Source organism: Streptomyces viridosporus, assembly GCF_002078235.1.
GTDB lineage: Bacteria > Actinomycetota > Actinomycetes > Streptomycetales > Streptomycetaceae > Streptomyces > Streptomyces viridosporus.
On sequence record NZ_MSGP01000812.1, the window covers coordinates 1 to 1,164 of the forward strand.

The following is a 1,164-nucleotide window of genomic DNA, read 5'->3' on the forward strand; positions in this document are numbered from 1 at the left end:
GGAGGACCCGCACCGGCCGCGGCCCGAGAACCGCGCGGCCGGTGCGGGTCCTCCTGGCCGGGCGGCGTGGCCGAACAGAACACGCACCGGTCGCCGATGACGTCGATGCCGCACCAGTGGCAGGTGGTGCGGCGGACGGACGTGACCAGCTGGTAGAGGACGGAGAGGTCGGGCAGGTAGGTGCAGAACTCGATCAGTCTGCCGGTCCCCCACCAGCCCGGGGATTCGGCCGGAAGCGGTGCCTCGCGCAGCCCCTGGACCTTCCAGGACGGCGCCAGGGTGCCGGTGACCCAGTCGGACTGGAGCTGGCCCTTGGCGACCAGCATCCAGGTGCCGAACTCCGGTCCGTCGAGCGCGGTGTCGGGGCCGAGGCGGACGAGCTGCGGCTGCGGGTGGGCGAGGACGGCGAACTGGCTCCCGGGCATCCAGGACTTGGCGTGCTGCTTGAGGTTCACCGGGACGCGGTCGAGGCGGGCGACCGAGCCCAGCAGCGCCCCGGCGTGGATGTAGTGGACCAGCAGGCGTCCGGCCGAGGCGAGGACGCCGGGGGTGAGGTCGCAGGAGGCCAGTTGCCGTAACTGGCGGGCCAGGACGGCGATGCCGAGCGGGGGGAGGTCGGGACGGAAGAGCGCGATCCGGTCACTCTCCAGCAGGGAGCGCAGGGTGTGCAGCCGCCGCCGGACGGCGGTGGGGGTGGCCTGCGAGCAGACCACGATGACGTGCCCGTACTGCTCGATCAGCATCTGGAGGTCGGCCAGCACCTGCCCGAGCGGGCGGGTGTCGACGTCCCGCAGCACCACGGCGGGCAGGGTCCGTTCGTCCTGTGGCGGCAGCGCCATGTCGGCGCTGGTCACGGCAATGGCGGTTGGCACAGCGCAGCTCCCCGTTCTCCCCATGCCCCGTCGGCCCATCGGGCGTTACCCCGGTGCACCCAGGTGACTTCACTGCGTGACTACCTCAGCACTGTATCCACGGGTCTGTGACCGGAGAACAGCGTTTGGGCAGCGGAACGGGAACTCCTGTGGCACAAGATGCTCCATAACGGGACAGGTTGAGCATCTCGCCGGTCTCGATCCGGGCACGGAGGTGTGAGTCCCGTGCATCACCTTGACGCCGGACCCCGCCCCGCGGCGCCACCGGGCGGAGGGGACCGGGAAGCGGGGG

At 71.5% G+C, this 1,164-nt stretch carries 1 protein-coding gene; it reads right to left on the bottom strand.

Annotated elements, in window-relative coordinates; genetic code table 11:
- Window positions 1-911, bottom strand: a 911-nt coding sequence (locus tag B7L92_RS37790) for a hypothetical protein (RefSeq protein WP_174704084.1), incomplete at its 3' end; no start/stop codon positions are given.
- Window positions 912-1,164: the final 253 nt, after the last annotated feature.